At 71.1% G+C, this 13,007-nt stretch carries 12 protein-coding genes and 2 pseudogenes; 3 read left to right on the top strand and 11 right to left on the bottom strand.

The genetic code is table 11. The features are described 5' to 3' along the window. Positions 1-18 precede the first annotated feature (18 nt). Together O7543_RS18655 and O7543_RS18650 are read right to left on the bottom strand one after the other, a co-directional pair. Positions 19-204, bottom strand: coding sequence for a phosphatidylethanolamine-binding protein (locus O7543_RS18655; RefSeq protein WP_281552670.1), 186 nt, complete (start codon positions 202-204; stop codon positions 19-21). Between the two features lie 121 nt (positions 205-325). Next, positions 326-925: pseudogene (locus O7543_RS18650) on the bottom strand (adenylyl cyclase); the annotation flags it as partial. 208 nt (positions 926-1,133) lie between these two features. Between O7543_RS18650 and O7543_RS18645 the strand changes: the two are divergent. Next, a complete protein-coding gene (locus O7543_RS18645) occupies positions 1,134-1,343 on the top strand; it encodes a cation transporter (protein ID WP_281552671.1) in 210 nt (69 codons plus the stop codon). Here the strand turns inward: O7543_RS18645 and O7543_RS18640 are convergent. Together O7543_RS18640 and O7543_RS18635 are read right to left on the bottom strand one after the other, a co-directional pair. Beyond that, positions 1,333-3,633, bottom strand: a complete 2,301-nt coding sequence (locus O7543_RS18640; RefSeq protein ID WP_281552672.1) for a heavy metal translocating P-type ATPase — start codon at positions 3,631-3,633, stop codon at positions 1,333-1,335. The genes O7543_RS18645 and O7543_RS18640 overlap by 11 nt on opposite strands. Positions 3,634-3,720: 87 nt before the next feature. Then, positions 3,721-4,014: a metal-sensitive transcriptional regulator gene (locus O7543_RS18635; RefSeq protein ID WP_278172303.1), complete on the bottom strand. Its 294-nt coding sequence runs from the start codon at positions 4,012-4,014 to the stop codon at positions 3,721-3,723. A gap of 122 nt (positions 4,015-4,136) precedes the next feature. Here O7543_RS18635 and O7543_RS18630 point away from each other — a divergent pair, with 122 nt between their 5' ends. After that, positions 4,137-4,727 carry a redoxin domain-containing protein gene (locus tag O7543_RS18630; protein ID WP_281552673.1) on the top strand — a complete coding sequence of 197 codons (591 nt, stop codon included), beginning with the start codon at positions 4,137-4,139 and terminating at the stop codon, positions 4,725-4,727. 22 nt (positions 4,728-4,749) lie between these two features. Continuing rightward, entirely contained in the window at positions 4,750-5,610 is an 861-nt protein-coding gene (locus O7543_RS18625; protein ID WP_281552674.1) for a cytochrome c biogenesis protein CcdA, read from the top strand. A 106-nt stretch (positions 5,611-5,716) separates the two neighbouring features. Here the strand turns inward: O7543_RS18625 and O7543_RS18620 are convergent, their stop codons facing one another. The 7 genes and pseudogenes from O7543_RS18620 to O7543_RS18590 all read right to left on the bottom strand — a co-directional run bounded on the left by O7543_RS18620 (position 5,717) and on the right by O7543_RS18590 (position 12,836). After that, the gene (locus O7543_RS18620; protein ID WP_281552675.1) at positions 5,717-6,655 is read right to left on the bottom strand and encodes a beta-ketoacyl-ACP synthase III; all 939 of its coding nucleotides are present in this window, start codon (positions 6,653-6,655) and stop codon (positions 5,717-5,719) included. Between the two features lie 236 nt (positions 6,656-6,891). Further along, positions 6,892-7,503 (bottom strand): annotated as a pseudogene (locus tag O7543_RS18615) (class I SAM-dependent methyltransferase); the annotation flags it as partial. A 212-nt stretch (positions 7,504-7,715) separates the two neighbouring features. Further along, positions 7,716-8,093, bottom strand: coding sequence for a carbohydrate-binding domain-containing protein (locus O7543_RS18610; protein WP_281552676.1), 378 nt, complete (start codon positions 8,091-8,093; stop codon positions 7,716-7,718). A 45-nt stretch (positions 8,094-8,138) separates the two neighbouring features. Beyond that, a complete protein-coding gene (locus O7543_RS18605) occupies positions 8,139-9,413 on the bottom strand; it encodes a cytochrome P450 (RefSeq protein ID WP_281552677.1) in 1,275 nt (424 codons plus the stop codon). Positions 9,414-9,426: 13 nt separating this feature from the next. Beyond that, complete coding sequence (locus tag O7543_RS18600; protein ID WP_281552678.1) at positions 9,427-9,975, bottom strand: DUF5825 family protein; 549 nt, start codon at positions 9,973-9,975, stop codon at positions 9,427-9,429. 1 nt (position 9,976) lies between these two features. After that, positions 9,977-11,863 carry a RiPP maturation radical SAM C-methyltransferase gene (locus O7543_RS18595; RefSeq protein ID WP_281552679.1) on the bottom strand — a complete coding sequence of 629 codons (1,887 nt, stop codon included), beginning with the start codon at positions 11,861-11,863 and terminating at the stop codon, positions 9,977-9,979. 214 nt (positions 11,864-12,077) lie between these two features. Beyond that, the gene (locus tag O7543_RS18590; RefSeq protein WP_281552680.1) at positions 12,078-12,836 is read right to left on the bottom strand and encodes a ferritin-like domain-containing protein; all 759 of its coding nucleotides are present in this window, start codon (positions 12,834-12,836) and stop codon (positions 12,078-12,080) included. Between the last annotated feature and the right edge of the window lie 171 nt (positions 12,837-13,007).

The following is a 13,007-nucleotide window of genomic DNA, read 5'->3' as shown; positions in this document are numbered from 1 at the left end:
TTTCATGACGATCATCGTTCACCTTTCGGGCCGAGACCCCCGTTCGGTGCGCAGCACGCCCTGGCGGTCGGCCTGCTCCTGCAGGATCTCGTTGGCGAGCTCGTCGGCACCCGCGTCGTTGGCCGTACCCGAGTTCTCGAGATCCTTGCGCAGCCGGGCGCGCTGGTTGTCGTAGCCCTTGCTGCCTGGTCGTTTCCCGGACATCGTGCCTCCTCGTGGTGACCTGTCCGATTCGTGTGACCGGTCGACTCGTGTGACGGTCCGACCGGGCGGGTACCCGGGATCGCCACGGCTATCCGTCGGCCGGCCCCGGGTACCCGACCCGTCACGGCTCCGGGAACTCGACCAGGTAGACCGGCGCGCCGACCCGGGTCGTGTCGGCCGCCTCACCGATCCCGTTGACCACGTGGTCGATGGCGCCCGCGCTCAAATTGACGGTCATGATGTTCCGCAGTCGTACGCCGGGACGGTGCGGCACCTCGAAGCCGTTGCGGGTGCGGATCGACGGGTCGTTCTGGTTGAACACGTACACCCCGCCGCCGTACAGCTGGTGGTGCCGCACGTGGTCGGCGACCTTGTAGCCGGCCCAGCCGGGGGTGTCGCCGTTCATCCAGTCGGCCTGGGTGGGCGGGTCGTACGGCAGCTCGTTCTGGTACAGGACCGTGGTGCCGTGGTCGCCGTTCCAGACCGTGTTGTACCGCTGGAAGTGCTCGACGAACAGTCCGGTCGCGGTCACGTGGTCGCCGTTGACCACGACGCCGTACCGTCCGGTGTTGGTGTGCCAGCGGTCGGTGTCGCCGTTGACGCCCTCGGTGAACCCTTCGACTCCGTGATCGGCCCGCCACACCCAGGTGTGGTCGATCAGCACGTGGTCGCTGTTGATCTGCAGCGCGGTGCCGGTCCGGCCGATGTGCGGGCCGCCGAGCGTGAGAGCGCTCTCTCGGTGTCGCCCGCCGGCACCCACCGGTGCCGTCGGGGAATCATCTGTTTCTACCCGCTGGATCGGTCTTTGGCTATGGGGTGCTGGCCGGTCGCCGGCCGACGACGGTGCCGGATCCGGCGAAATACGCATTCCCGGTAGGGGTAGGCTCAGCGGTCGAGTCGGATCGCAACGAGTCGCGAGGGAGAGACAGATGGCGGTCAGCACCTACACCGTGCAGGGGATGACCTGCAGCCACTGCGTCGGTTCGGTGTCCACCGAGATCGGCGGGATCGCCGGGGTCACCGAGGTGGACGTCGACCTGGCCACCGGCAGGGTCACCGTCACCAGCGAACAGCCGGTCAGCGACCAGGCGGTGGCCGCCGCCGTCGAGGAGGCCGGCTACGAGCTGGTCACCGGCTGAGCACCACCGGCCGGAACCGGCGCAGCCGCAGACTGTTGGCCACCACGAACGCCGACGACATCGCCATCGCCGCACCCGCGATCATCGGGTTGAGCAGGCCCGCCGCCGCCAACGGCAGCGCCGCGACGTTGTAGGCGAACGCCCAGAACAGGTTGCCCTGGATCGTCCGCAGGGTGCGGCGGGACAGCCGGACGGCGTCCACGGCGGCGGTCAGGTCGCCCCTTACCAGGGTGAGATCGGCGGCCTCAATGGCGGCGTCGGTGCCGGTCCCCATCGCCAGGCCGAGATCGGCCTGGGCCAGGGCGGCGGCGTCGTTCACCCCGTCACCGACCATCGCGACCACCCGACCATCGGCCTGCAACCGCTTGACCGCGTCCACCTTGTCGGCGGGCAACACCCCGGCGATCACCTCGTCGACCCCGACCTCGGCGGCGACCGCCCGGGCGACGGTGGCGTTGTCCCCGGTGAGCAGGACCGGGGTCAGACCGAGCCGCCGCAGCGCGTCGATCGCCGGCCGGCTGGTCGGCTTGACCCGGTCAGCGACGGCCAGCACGCCCCGGGCCCGACCGTCCCAGCCGACCATGACCGCGGTCCGGCCGGCGGCCTCGGCGGCGGTCAATCTGCCGGCCAGCGCCGCGTCCACGGTCAGGCCCTCGTCAGTCAGCAGCGCCGGCCGACCGACCAGCACGGTACGCCCGCCGACGGTGCCGCGTACACCCAGTCCGTGCCGGCCGGCGAAGTCGGTCACCGCCGGCAGCGGCCCGACCCGCTCGGTGGCGGCCCCGGCGATCGCCCGGCCGATCGGGTGCTCCGACCCGGCCTCGACCGCGCCGGCAAGCCGGAGCAGTTCGTCGGGATCCGGGTCGGCGCCGTCGACCAGCACGTCGACCAGCGTCATGGTGCCGGTGGTGACCGTGCCGGTCTTGTCCAGTAGCACGGTGTCCACCCGACGGGTGGACTCCAGTACCTCCGGGCCTCTGATCAGCACGCCGAGCTGGGCGCCGCGTCCGGTGCCGACCAGCAGCGCCGTCGGGGTGGCCAGGCCGAGCGCGCACGGGCAGGCGATGATCAGTACGGCGACCGCTGCGGTGAACGCCACCGCGACGCCCGTCCCGGTGGCGAGCCAGTAGCCGAGGGTGCCGACGGCGAGCGCGATGACGATCGGCACGAAGACACCGGAGATCCGGTCGGCCAGCCGCTGCGCCGCTGCCTTTCCGGTCTGCGCCTGCTCCACCAGCCGGACCATCTGGGCGAGCTGAGTTTCGGCACCGACCCGGGTGGCCGTCACCATCAGCCGGCCACCGGCATTGACGGTGGCGCCGACCACCGGGTCGCCGGGAGCGACCTCGACCGGCACGGACTCACCGGTGACCATGCTGGCGTCGACCGCCGAGGACCCCTCGGTCACCACGCCGTCGGTGGCGATCTTCTCGCCGGGCCGGACGACGAACCGGTCACCCACCGCGAGCTGATCGACCGGAATCCGGGTCTCCACGCCGTCGCGCAGCACGGCGACATCCCGCGCGCCCAGCTCGAGCAGGGCCCGCAGCGCCGCACCGGCGCGGCGCTTGGCGCGGCTTTCGAAGTATCGGCCGAGCAGGATGAACACGGTCACCCCGGCGGCGACCTCCAGGTAGATGTTGGCGGCGGCTGTGCCGTGACCGATGGACAGGCTGAACGGGTGGGTCACGCCGGGGGTGCCGGCGGTGCCGAAGAACAGCGCCCACAGCGACCAGCCGAGGGCGGCGAGGGTCCCCATCGAGACCAGGGTGTCCATGGTCGCCGCGCCGTGCCGCAGATTCGTCCACGCGGCGCGGTGCAACGGCAAGCCGCCGTAGAGCACCACCGGGACGGCCAGCACCAGACTGACCCACTGCCAGTAGGTGAACTGCCAGGCGGGCACCATCGCCAGGACGACCACCGGCACGCTGAGCACCAGCGCGACCCGGAGCCGGGTACGCAGCGAGCGGAGGTCGTCGGAGACGGCCGGCCGCTCGTCGCCCGCCGAACCGTCGGAAAGCGCTGCGCTGCGGGCATCCTGCGGCGGAGCGGGCAGCTGGGCGGTGTAGCCGGTACGGCGTACGACGTCGATCAGCTCGTCGGCGGTCACGGCCGGATCCTCGACGGTGACGCTGGCCTTCTCGGTGGCGAAGTTCACCGTCGCGGTCACCCCGTCGATCCGGTTGAGCTTCTTCTCGATCCGAGCCGCGCAGGACGAGCAGGTCATCCCACCGATGCTCAACTCGATCCGGGTCGCCGTCTTGGGCCGGCCCGGTGCGGTGCTGCTCATGCCGTCCTCCTCGCCTGCGGTGATGGCGGGACCCACCATACCCCTAGGGGGTAGATCGTCACGGGTCGGGCAGTGGGTGTGACAAGGTCAGCCGCGCTTCATCAGCCGACCGACCGCCGCCATCATCTCGGCGGCCATCTCGTCCGCGCGGCCCTCGGCGGAACCCTCCTGCATGCAGTGCCGGGCGTGTCCGTCCAACAGGCCGAGAGCGACCTTGTCCAGAGCCGCCTGGATGGCGGAGATCTGGGTCAGCACGTCGATGCAGTACCGGTCGTCGTCGACCATCCGCTCGATCCCGCGGACCTGCCCCTCGATGCGGCGCAGCCGGGCCTGGAGCTGGTCCTTGGACGCGGTGTAGCCGCGGGTGGTCTGGCTGGTCATCCTCGTAGGCTAGCAACCCCCAGGGGGTATATGCGAGGAAACCGCCGTCGGGCAGGTACGGTTGCCGGACATCGTCGGACGTCGGATACCGGGACGGAGCAGACATCATGCGGGTGCGGTCGATGATCATCAGCCTTGTCGTCGCCGGCTCGGTGGCGTTGGCCGGCTGCGGCACTTCGGCTGACGGTGACGGCACGCCACCCCCGTCCGGCGGGGACACAACCGGTGCCGGCACGCCAGCCGGGGACACCGACCCCGAAACCGGTGCAGACACCGACAATGGTGCCGGCACCGACGGTGGCGGTGTCAGCGCCAGCTATGCCTTCACCGCAGACACCCTGGCCGGCGACACTTTCGACGGGCGCAGCCTGGCCGGCAAACCGGCGGTGCTGTGGTTCTGGGCACCGTGGTGTCCCACCTGCCTCGGCCAGGCCGCCCGGGTCAACTCACTGGCCGCCGACTACGCCGACACCGCCGGTGTGGTCGGCGTGGCCGGGCTCGACGGGGTGCCGGCCATGCACGAGTTCGTCGAGCTGGCCGAGCTGTCCGGCTTTCCGCAACTGGCCGACGAGCAGGGCGCGGTGTGGCGGCACTTCGAGATCACCGCGCAGAGCACCTTCGTCGTCCTCGACGTCGATGGCGAAGTCGTCGACAAGGGACATGTCGACGTCGACTCGCTGCCCGGCATGCTCGACCGGCTGATCGCCGGCTAGCCGACCTCCGCCACCCGATCCGATGACCGACGCACCGCTCGCGCTCGCCCTGGCGGCAGGCACCCTCGCCGCCGTCAACCCGTGTGGGTTCGCGCTGCTGCCCGCGTACCTGTCCTTCCTGGTGAGTGGCGACGCCGCGGCCGGCACCGGTCGGAGTGCCGCCGTCGGTCGGGCACTGACCACGACGGCCGCGATGACCGCCGGATTCGTCGTCGTCTTCGGGGTGTTCGGCCTGGTCGTGGCCCCGGCAGCCGGGGCAGTGCAGCGCCACCTGCCGTGGCTGACCATCGGCATCGGGCTGCTGCTCATCGGGCTCGGCGGGGTGCTGCTCGCCGGCCGGCAGCTGCCCGGCATCGGCATGGTGCCGTCCCGCGCCCCGGCCACCAGTCGGTCCGTACTGTCCATGGTGGTTTTCGGGATGGCCTACGCCGCCGCGTCGCTGTCCTGCACGATCGCTCCGTTCCTGGCGATCGTGGCGGCCAGCTTCCGCGCCGGCTCGGTCGCGTCCGGGGTGGCCCTGTTCGTGGCGTACGCCGCCGGGATGGGGCTGACCGTCGCGGTCGCAGCCGTCACCGTCGCGCTGGCCCGCGACGGGCTGCTGCGCCGGGTCCGCCGCGCGGCCCCGCTGCTGTCCCGCGTCGGCGGCGCGTTGCTGGTGGCTGCCGGCGGCTACGTCGCCTGGTACGGCTGGTACGAGATCCGGCTGCTGCGCGGCGGGTCGGGCGGGGACCCGCTGATCGACGGCGCCGGCATGGTCCAGCGGTGGCTGGCCGCCACGCTCGACCAGGCCGGGGCGGCCGTCCTGGCCACGGTCCTGGTCGTGCTACTGGCCGGTGCCGGCCTGCTCAGGCTGGCCCGGTCCCGTCATCGGGGCCGCAGGTAAGAGAACACCACGGTCCGGGCGTTGGCCGGCAGCTGGCCCGGTCGCTGAACGCACCGCGACCGACAGCAGGTCGACCGTGGTCGGTGCCGGCGACGACAGTTGATCGTCACGGGCAGCGGACGACCTGGCCTCCGTAGGACAGGCCACCGCCGAAGCCGAACAGCAGGATCGGTGCGCCGGACGGTATGTCGCCGCGCATCACCAGCTTCGACAAGGCAATCGGGATGCTGCCGGCGGAGGTGTTGCCGGACTCGATGACGTCCTCGGCCACGATCGCGTTCGGCGCACCGATCCGTTCGGCGAGCGACCTGATGATGCGCAGGTTCGCCTGGTGCGGCACGATCGCGGCGAGGTCTGCCGGGGCCACCCCGGCCCGTTCGCAGACCTGCCGGGCGATGGTCGGTAGCACTGTGGTCGCCCACCGGTAAACCGCCTGGCCGGCCTGCTGGAACGTGCCGGCACGACCCTCGATGCGTACCGCGTCGGACATGTCGGGGACCGAGCCCCAGACGACCGGACCGATCCCGGGCTGGTCGGCGCCAGTCAGCACCACGGCTCCCGCGCCGTCGCCGACCAGCACGCACGTCGTACGGTCGGTCCAGTCGGCGAAGTCGGACAGCTTCTCCACCCCGACGACGATGGCGTTACGCGCCGCGCCGGCGCGTACTGCGTGGTCGGTCGCGGCCAGCGCGTAGGTGAACCCGGTGCAGGCGACGTTGACGTCGATGACCGCCGGGTGGTTGAGCCCGAGGCGGGCGGCGATTCGGGCGGCCATGTTCGGCGACCGGTCGATGGCGGTGCAGGTGGCGACCGAGACGTAGTCGATGTCGGCGGGGGACAGGCCGCTCTGGGCGAGTGCCTTGCGGGCGGCGTGCGCCGCCATCTCGTCGACGGTCTCGTCCGGCTCGGCGATGTGCCGGGTCTGGATCCCGACCCGGGACTGGATCCATTCGTCGCTGGTGTCGACCATCTTCGACAGGTCGGCGTTGGTGAGGATCCGGCTGGGCTGGTAGTGCCCAACGGAGAGAATGCGTGAGCCAGTCATCGATCTATCTCCCTTGGGCTGCCACGAGTGATGCCAGCGACTGGGCTCGACTATAGTGCCTTTTCGCAGTCCAGCCGGGATGAACTCCATTGTGGTTGAGGACGGTCGGCCGATCGCGCAGACGACCCACCACCCCCCCACCACTCCGCTCGGGAAGCACCTGCGGTCTTGACCGTCCCCCGGGCGCTCCCCGACGCCGCGGCAAGTCCACCGTCGCGATCGCGGGCCGCCGGTGGCTAGCAAGGATCTGCCGGACCTATCCGCTCCGGGTCCTTGCGGACGATCAACATCAGGTAGCGGGCGAGTTGTGCGCTCCAGCAGGGCAGCCGGTCTTCGACCGCCGCGACTCCGGCCACCATCGCTCGGCCCGCCCACCCGCCGGGCACCACCGTGCGGGTGATCTCCGGCGCGAGAACCGACCAGCTCCGAACCTCGATGCGCGCCCGACCACGCAGCCCGGCCTGCAGCAGGCGATGGTCGACCGGGTGGTTGGGCAACGGTGGGAGGTCCGCCACCGGCCGGGAGTCCAGCCGTAGCCGGCGGGCCAGGTTCTGGAGGCGGGCGAACGCCTGGATGTACACGAGCACGGCGACGACGCCCGGCCGCAGGACCCGGCAGATCTCCGTGAGTGCCAGCGTCTGTCGCTCCGGAGTGAGGTGGTAGAGCACGTGGGCGCACAGCACCCGGCTGAAGGTGTCCGCCGGAAAGGGCAGCTGGCAGATGTCGGCCTGCAGGTAGCTGGCGGTGTCGCCGAGGGTCTGCCGTGCGCCGTGTAACGCCGCTGCCGCGAAATCGAGATTGACCCGTAGGCCGCCGTCGGACGCAACCGGCACCGGCGCTCCACCGCACCCAGGTCCAACAGTGGTCCGTCGCCCGCCAGCAGTCGGGCGACCCGCTGGTCACGGCGCCGATGGTAGCCGTCCATCACCGGTCGCAGGTCGACGAAATGCTTCCGCGTCCCGGTACTTCCCGGATGATCCGCGCTGCCAGCCGTAGGTCTCGTAGAACTGCCGTACCGCCACGTCGTCTTCACGAGTCTGGTCCATTGATCGATACTGGCCTACCTCCACAGGAGAATCAATCCGCTTGTCGGGGTGTTGGGGCCCGGAACCTGGCGCGGTATCGTGCCGCCGGTGAAGTGGACCGCGCCGTTGATCGCGTCGTCGCGGGCGGTGACGTCGACGGTGCCGCCGGAGATGGTCACCTGCCGGCTCTCGATCGCCTCGTAGGAGCTGGTGACGGTGACCGTGCCACCGGAGATGTCGACAGTGTTCTCGCCCTTGACAGCGTCGTCGCCGGCATTCACCCGCACGGTGCCGTTGGTGACGGTGAGCCGGCCCCGGCCCGGATCGGTGTCGTCGGATCTGATGCCGTCACCGCCTGCGAGCAGTTGGCGTTGAACGTCCGGTCGTGGGTCTGTCCGTGTGGCGGTCACCACGACCGGGACGTCGACCCTGACCGGGTGGCGGTGGACTGGGAGCGGTCACTCCGACTGACCTGACCGGAACTGCCCGGCCTGAGTCGGCCAGCTGACCGGCAGCGCGAGCGGGCCGCGCACGATGGTCCCGGCGCGCCACCGTACCCCGTCCGGGTCGGCCAGCCGCAGACCCGGCGCCGCCGCGACCAGCGCGCCGACCACCTCCTGGATCTCCATCGTCGCCAGCCAGGCCCCGAGGCAGCGGTGCGGACCGTAGCCGAAGGTGACATGCCGGGCCGTCGGGCGCCGGTCCGGGTCGAAGGTGTCCGCGTCCGGGAACACCTCGTCGTCACGGTTGGCGGAGATGGTCGAGGCGAACACCGCCTCCCCGGCCCGGACCGTCACCCCACCCAGCTCGACGTCCTCGGTCGCCACCCGGGGCAGCCCGCTGCCGCCGTTGAGCGGCACGAACCGGAGCAGCTCGTCGACCACCGCCGGCACCCGGTCCGGCTCCCGGCCCAGAAACTCCCAGAGGTGCCGGTGGCGCAGCAGCAGGTACGCCGAACTGGCCAGCTGGCTGGCCGTGGTCTCGAACCCGGCGGCGAGCAGGGTCACGCCGAACGACACCAGCTCCTGCTCGGTCATCCGGTCGCCGTCGTCGGTGGCCCGGACCAGCATGCTCAGCAGGTCGTCGGTGGCGGACTCGCGGCGGTGCGCGATCAGCTCCCGCAGGTAGTCCTCCAGCGCGGCGGCGACCGACCGGAACTCGTCGGCCGGCATCGGCCCGGGCATCAACAGCGCGTGCGTCCAGGCGCGGAACCGATCACGGTCGGCCAGCGGTACACCGAGGACGTGGCACAGCACGGTCAGCGGCACCGGCAGGGCGACCGTCGCGTACAAGTCGCCCGGCACCGGGCCGGCCAGCAACGCGTCGATCCGTTCGTCGGCGACCTGCCGGACGTACGGGCGCAGTCGCTCGATGCGCCACTGGGCGAACGCGCTGGCGGCGATGCGTCTGAGTCGGCCGTGCTCCGGCCGGTCCAGGTCGAGGATGGTGGTGGCCACCGGCGGCGACTCGGTCTGCCGGGGCACGTCCGGAGTGCAGGCGGCGGCCCGGCTGAACCTGGGGTCGGCGAGCACCGTCGTCACGTCGGCGTAGCGGGTGGCGAGCCAGGCGTCACCACCGTACGGCAGCCGGATCCGGGACACCGGGCACTCGGCGCGCAGCCGGGCCAACCTCGGGTCCAGCCCCAGCTCGTCGTAGTCACGGAACGGGTACAGCGGCGGCTCGTGCGGCTGCGGCTCGTGCGGCTGCGGCTCGTGCGGCGCGGACGCGGTCATGGCCGGGGCTGCCTCAGACCGCCACATGCGGCACCGGCCAGTGCCGCATCCGGTAGGGCAGGATCAGTATCGCGTCGCCGGCCGCGCAGGCCAGCCCGGCTTCGACGGCGGCGGCGGCCGCGTCGACGTCGCCCGGCGCCGGCACGCCGGACGGGTCTTCGGCCAGCCGCAGAAACGCGTCGGCACCGTCGGTGATCACCATCCGGCTGGCCTCGACCCCGGGTCGGACGTCCTTGACCGTCACCATTCCCGGCCCGCGACGGTAGTAGCAGCTGCCGTACCGGTAGGCCAGGCCCCATTCGCCGGCATAGGCCCGGCTGGCCCGGTCGGTGCCGGCCGACGGCGCGACCAGGTGCACGTGGGTGTCCAGCGGGAACGACGGCCGCCCGCGTAAGGTCCAGCGCAGCCGTACCGCGTGGCTGGTCACCGCGCGCAGGAACCGCAACTGGGCCAGGTCCTGCTCGGGGGAGTCGCCGAAGTCCAGCGGCTCCGGCAGAGTCACCGTCCGCAGCGACCAGGCGGCCAGACCGGTACGGTCGGTGAGCAGCATCGCCGTACCCATCTCAAGCCACCTTGACCGGTTCGACGGTGGTCGCCAGGCTGATCCAGCGGCCGTTCTCCTCGAAGACCAACCCGGCGTCGTCGAGTTCGGCCAGCCACCGCGCCAGCCGGTCGGTCTCCACCGGCAGTCCGGCGGCGGCGAGCCGTGCGGCCAGGGCCGTGACGGTACGGCCGTGCTCCAGCTCGGCGTACGCACGGCGCAGCCGGGGATCGGCGATACGGTGTTCACACTCCGGCCAGCCGACCCGCCGGTCGGCGATCACTGTCTCGTCCGCGTCCAGGCCGGTGAGCAGCTGCAGCGCGCTGGCCGGATAGCCGTCGGTCCAGCGTTTGAGCAGCTCGTTCAGCGGCTCGGCGTCCTGCTCGGACAGGCCGGCCGGCTCGGTGTCGAACAGGTAGACCAGGTCGGCCAGCTCGTTCTCGGGCAGGTCGTAGACATGCTGATAGAGCCGGGCGGCCCGGCGGGTCGGGAAGCCGAGCACCGGGTTCTCGAAGTACGGGCTGAACCGTTCGAGCAGGATCCGCGACGAGCCGGCCGGTGGCTGCAGGTGCACCAGCCGGGGAAGCTGACGCAGCACCGGGTCGTAGTCGACCCGGCGTTCGCCGGGGAACCCGTACAGCCAGTTCCACGACACGGTGAGCCCGGCGGACTCGCAGTCACGCAGCGTCCGTACGTTGTGGACGCCGGAGACGCCCTTGTCCATCAGCTTGAGCACTGGGCTGACCAGCGATTCGATGCCGGGCTGTACGTGGGCCACGCCGGCGGCGCGCAGCGCGTCGATCTCGGTCGGCCGCAGGTTGGACTTGACCTCGTAGTGCAGCCGCAGGTCCCAGCCGAGCGCGGTGACGCGGGGCAGGAAGTCTGCGTAGTAGTGGTTGTCGATGATGTTGTCGACCATGATCACGTCGAGGGTCTGGTGCCGGCCGACCAGCTCGGTCATCTCGGCGATCATGCGTTCGGCGGGCTTGGCCCGGAACGTCATCGCGGTGCCGTTGAGCCCGCAGAAGGTGCAGTGGTGCTTCTCGCCCCACCAGCAGCCCCGGGCGCCCTCCAGGACCAGCTTGGGTTCGATGTACTCGCCGACCGGCGAGGCGGCGAGTTGGCCGAACCAGTCGTCGAAGTCCGGGGTGGGGATGCGTGCCGGCGGCAGCAGCGCGCCCTGCGGGTTGTGCCGCGCGGTGCCGTCGGCCCGGCGCCAGGACAGCCCGGGTATCCGCGCGAGCCGGGCGTCACGCTCGTCGCCAGCGCCGAGGTTGCCGCCAGCGTCGAGGTCGCGAGCGTCGAGGGCGTCCAGCAGCATCGGGAACGCGACCTCGCCCTCGCCGCGTACCACGAAGTCGACGAACGGGAAGTTGCGGTGCAGGGCGATCCCCATCGCGCCGTCGCAGTTGCCGCCCCCGAACGCGATCCGTACGCCCGGGTCGAGCTGGCGGATCCGTCGGGCGACCGCGAGGCTCGGCACGTTCTGCATGAACGTGGTGGTGAAGCCGACCAGCGACGGACGGGTGGCGAGGATCTCGGCGGCGGCCAGCTCGACGAAGTCGGCGGCGTACTGGCGCATCGCGGTCGGGCCGGCGATGCCGGTGCCGTACTCGGCCGCGTAGCGGCGCAGCGTCTCCACGCCGAACTCGGGGTCGTCGTGCAGCACCCCGGCGAAGACCCAGTCGCCGAGGCCGTCGAAGAGGCCCACCTCGGCGACCTCGGTGTAGTCAGCTGGGCTCAGCTCGCCATCGCTGCGTTCCATCAGGAACTCGGCCCAGCGCAGGCTGCCGTGGTAGGCGGTCGGGGCGGGCCGCCCGGTGGCGACGGTCACCGCCTTGAGCAACCCGATCGGCAGTGATGGTGATTCGATGGCCTGCCAGGGCATGGCGACCAGACATACGGACATCGGCCGGGCCTTTCAGCTGGTGAGCGCGTCATACCGAGGTGCGCCGGATGGGGCGGGACCGCCCCATCCGGCCGATCACGTCTTCGGCCCTCCACGCGGACTTACCCGCGCCTCGCCGGCCGCGATCACTTCTCGGCCTTCCGAGTCGGGACCAGGTACTTGCAGGTGCCGTGGGCCGGCGTCTTGATGGTGACCTTCTTGATGGTCAAGATGTTCACCTCCCTCCGTCCATGTCGACTCCACCGGCACTCAGGCGGGCCCGGTGCCGGCGGAGAAACCAGTGCCGCAGCCGGTCGGGCTCACGGCCGGTCAGTTCGGCGAGGGACACCGAAATCTTGTCTAGGTAGGTCAGTCGCATGCCGATCTCATGCCACTGCGGCCCGTACTCGCGCCACAGCTCGCGCCCCTCGTCCGTGGCGGACTCGCGGGCCAGGTAGTTCAGCCCGATCGCGACGTGCTGGATCTCGTCGCGGCGTACGTGGTGGTAGAGCTGGCCGAGCGGGTCGCCGGCGAACACCTCGCGAAGTAGGATGAACTCGTCGGCGGCGAAGCCCTCCAACATGGTGTGCACCAGCGCCCGGCCCATGTACGGCAGCTGGGTCAGCGCCGTGTCCAGCGGTTGCATCAGCTCGGGCGACTCCGGCTCCGGCTCACCGCCGCCGACCAGGCTCGCGTACTGGTAGAACGCGTCCGCGTGCCGGGCCTCGTCGGCGGTGGCCAGGGCGAGACTGAACCGCAGCGGCGCGTCCTCGGTCTGCGCGGCCAGCGTCGCGGCGGCGACCAGCCCGGCCTGCTCGGCGTAGTAGCCGCGGGAGGACATCCGCCAGGCCAGCTCGGCCCGCTCCCAGCTGGGGTCCGCCGGCCCGTCAGCGATGATGTCCGCGGCGCGCCACGGCGTCTTGTCGCGGGTCACGCCGAAGACACGGTACGCCAACTCGTTGCGATCAAGATCATTGGCATCGATGAGTGCCACTGGCAACTCCCCAACAGGCTTGCCGCCCAGCGTCGGCCACGGGATTCCGGCAAGCGGGAGATTCTCGGTTCACTGATTTGGTTCAGTCGATCCGTGTCAGTCGATTGATTGCGTCGGTGAGGATGTGCGCCGGCGGTGGTGCACGATGTGATGAGCATAAATGACCTCGCG

The sequence above is a fragment of the Solwaraspora sp. WMMA2080 genome (genome assembly GCF_027497395.1).
In the GTDB taxonomy this organism is placed as follows: Bacteria; Actinomycetota; Actinomycetes; order Mycobacteriales; family Micromonosporaceae; genus Micromonospora_E.
Note: the sequence above shows the minus strand (reverse complement) of the source record. Positions and strands in the feature narration are given on the sequence as shown.

What these genes read in the sequence shown, in the direction of transcription:
- O7543_RS18655 (WP_281552670.1), bottom strand. Translation starts at nt 204, where the DNA reads ATGTCCGGGAAACGACCAGGCAGCAAGGGCTACGACAACCAGCGCGCC.
- O7543_RS18645 (WP_281552671.1), top strand. Translation starts at nt 1,134, where the DNA reads ATGGCGGTCAGCACCTACACCGTGCAGGGGATGACCTGCAGCCACTGC.
- O7543_RS18640 (WP_281552672.1), bottom strand. Translation starts at nt 3,633, where the DNA reads ATGAGCAGCACCGCACCGGGCCGGCCCAAGACGGCGACCCGGATCGAG.
- O7543_RS18635 (WP_278172303.1), bottom strand. Translation starts at nt 4,014, where the DNA reads ATGACCAGCCAGACCACCCGCGGCTACACCGCGTCCAAGGACCAGCTC.
- O7543_RS18630 (WP_281552673.1), top strand. Translation starts at nt 4,137, where the DNA reads ATGATCATCAGCCTTGTCGTCGCCGGCTCGGTGGCGTTGGCCGGCTGC.
- O7543_RS18625 (WP_281552674.1), top strand. Translation starts at nt 4,750, where the DNA reads ATGACCGACGCACCGCTCGCGCTCGCCCTGGCGGCAGGCACCCTCGCC.
- O7543_RS18620 (WP_281552675.1), bottom strand. Translation starts at nt 6,655, where the DNA reads ATGACTGGCTCACGCATTCTCTCCGTTGGGCACTACCAGCCCAGCCGG.
- O7543_RS18605 (WP_281552677.1), bottom strand. Translation starts at nt 9,413, where the DNA reads ATGACCGCGTCCGCGCCGCACGAGCCGCAGCCGCACGAGCCGCAGCCG.
- O7543_RS18600 (WP_281552678.1), bottom strand. Translation starts at nt 9,975, where the DNA reads ATGGGTACGGCGATGCTGCTCACCGACCGTACCGGTCTGGCCGCCTGG.
- O7543_RS18595 (WP_281552679.1), bottom strand. Translation starts at nt 11,863, where the DNA reads ATGTCCGTATGTCTGGTCGCCATGCCCTGGCAGGCCATCGAATCACCA.